Origin of the sequence: Duganella sp. Dugasp56, from assembly GCF_047304105.1 — a bacterium.
GTDB classification, from domain to species: domain Bacteria; phylum Pseudomonadota; class Gammaproteobacteria; order Burkholderiales; family Burkholderiaceae_D; genus Rugamonas; species Rugamonas hordei.
In genome coordinates, this window is sequence record NZ_JBGLYQ010000104.1 from 1 (window position 1) to 2,354 (window position 2,354).

General features: G+C 69.1%; 1 protein-coding gene and 1 tRNA gene. One reads left to right on the forward strand and one right to left on the reverse strand.

Annotation, left to right across the window (positions count from 1 at the left end; translation table 11 throughout):
- Positions 1-150 precede the first annotated feature (150 nt).
- The gene (locus ACCD07_RS32220; protein ID WP_413449686.1) at positions 151-2,220 is read left to right on the forward strand and encodes a S8 family serine peptidase; all 2,070 of its coding nucleotides are present in this window, start codon (positions 151-153) and stop codon (positions 2,218-2,220) included.
- 57 nt (positions 2,221-2,277) lie between these two features.
- On the opposite strand, the gene ACCD07_RS32225 is transcribed toward ACCD07_RS32220, so the two are convergent.
- Positions 2,278-2,353: transfer RNA gene (locus tag ACCD07_RS32225), tRNA-Glu, on the reverse strand.
- Position 2,354: the final 1 nt, after the last annotated feature.

Here is a 2,354-nt window from a genome sequence, read left to right on the forward strand (position 1 = left end):
TCATAACACCCCCCCCCCACCCGGGGCGGGGGTGGGGTCATTGCCCCCCCCCCCCCCCCCCCCGCCTTCCCAGCAATTGACGATAGAACCGGACCAGCCGCTGTCGATGTTCGACCGCGCGCAGGCCGACCCGATTTGAAAGGAATACCCATGGCCAAGACTCCCAACGACGGCGCATCGATGTCGTCGGACCCCGCCGCCTCTGGCGGCGAACCCTCCGCCGCGCCGGCTGAAAACGCCGGACGCTCCAGCCGCAGTTCGGCCGCCGGCAGTTCCGGCTCGATCAGCGGATCCGGCGCCGGCGGCAACGAAGCGCGCGCGTCCGCCGATAGCGCCGGCGATGCCCCCAGCGGCGCCGGCCGTGTGGTCGGCGCCCGCAAAAAACAATTCGTCATCGCCCCGCGCCAGATAGAAGGCTTGCAGACCTTGGGCCTGCAGCCGCTGCAGTTCTCGGCGCTGGAACAGGCGCTGCGCAGCAGCAAGGATATCGAGGTGGTCGACACGGTCGGCCCGAAATCCGTGCTGGGCGCGCTGGCCGACGGCATGGGCGGCAGCCAGGGCGTCCTGGTGGCGCGCATGACGGAACAAAAAGCGGCCGTGCTGCATCAGCAAGGCCAGGGCCGCCTGCTGGTCGAACGCGACCAGCACCTGGCGCTGATGGAACCGTCGCTGATGCGCCAGCCCTCGCTGGTGACCGGCGTGACGCCGACCATGGGCGGCGGTCCGGTGCTGAACGCCTCCATCAGCGTGACCGGCAAGGACGGCGTGCCGCTGGCCGACGCCGAAGTGTCGCTGTTCGGCAGCATGCTGCCGGCCAGCGGCGTGACCGACGCCAACGGCCGGGTCACGCTGACCTTGTTCGGCGAAACGCCCGAATCGGTGAGCGGCCTGTACGTCAAGCCCAAGGCCGACTACTGGAGCTTCTACCAGCGCGATCCCGACATCAGCACCGACGAGGCCAATGTGGTGGTGCTGCGCGCGCTGTCGGACTGGCCGGCGCTGGCGGGCTTCCCGCGCCAGCGCGCCTACGGCTGGGGCCAGAAGGCGATGCGGCTGGACCAGCTGCCCGGCAATTATCGGGGCCAGGGCATCAAGATCGCCATCATCGACTCGGGCGCCGCCACCACGCATGACAACCTGCGCGGCATCCGGGCCGGCTTCGACGTGCTGAACAAGAAAACCAATCCCGAGGGCTGGGACCAGGACACGCTGGGCCATGGCTCGCACTGCGCCGGCGTGATCGCGGCGGCCGACATCGCGTCCGGCATCCGCGGCTTCGCGCCGGAGGCGGAAGTGCACGCCTGCAAGCTGTTCCCCGGCGGCCAGGTCAGCCAGCTGATCGACGCGCTGGAGTACTGCATCGACAAGCAGATCGACGTGGTCAACCTGAGCCTGGGCGGGGCCGAAGTGTCGGAGGCGCTGGAGCAGCAGATCGTGCGCGCCAAGCGGGCCGGCATCGCCTGCATCGTGGCGGCCGGCAATTCGGGCGGCGCGGTGCAGTATCCGGCGTCGTCGCCGAATGTGCTGGCGGTGGCGGCGGTCGGCAAGCTCGACGAGTTCCCGGCCGACAGCTACCACGCGCAGACGCTGGACCAGAACGTCGACGCCTACGGCTTTTTCACCGCCAAGTTCAGCTGCTTCGGACCGCAGGTGGCGGTGTGCGCGCCGGGCGTGGCGATCACGTCCTGCGTGCCGCCGAATAATTTCGCGGCCTGGGACGGCACCTCGATGGCGACTCCGCACGTGACGGGACTGGCCGCGCTGACGCTGGCGCACCACCCGGACTTCCAGACCCCGCAGTACAAGGCGCGCGGCGCCGAGCGTGTCGAGCGCTTGTTCCAGATCATCCGCGCCAGCGCGCACCGTGTCAGCCTGGCCGACCAGAGCCGCACCGGTTACGGCTTGCCGGATGTGCTGGTGGCGGTCGGCCTGCAGGCGCAGGCGGTACAACAGCCGGCGCAAGCCGTGGCGCCGCAGCAGGCCGGCGTGATGGCGCCGATGTCGGCGACGACGCTGGGGTCTCAACTGGGCGCGCAGTTGGGAAGCCAGCTGGGCAGTCAATTCGGCGGCAATATGGCCGGCTTGATGGGCGGCGGCGCGGTCTACGATCCGCTGGGGCTGGACGTGGCGAGGTCGCAGATGGCCTACGGCTCGCAATGGCCGCAGCTGCATGTGGGCCGCTGGCCGATACCGGCGCCCTACAATCCCATCATGTGGTGATCCCGCGGCACCAGCCCTGAAATGCAAAAAGCCGCTCAAGGCGGCTTTTTGCATGTTTGGCGTCCCCAGGGGGATTCGAACCCCCGTACTCACCGTGAAAGGGTGATGTCCTAGGCCTCTAGACGATGGGGACA

Bases quoted from the DNA above. Each gene is read 5' to 3' on its own strand.
- ACCD07_RS32220 (WP_413449686.1), top strand. From the start codon at position 151: ATGGCCAAGACTCCCAACGACGGCGCATCGATGTCGTCGGACCCCGCC.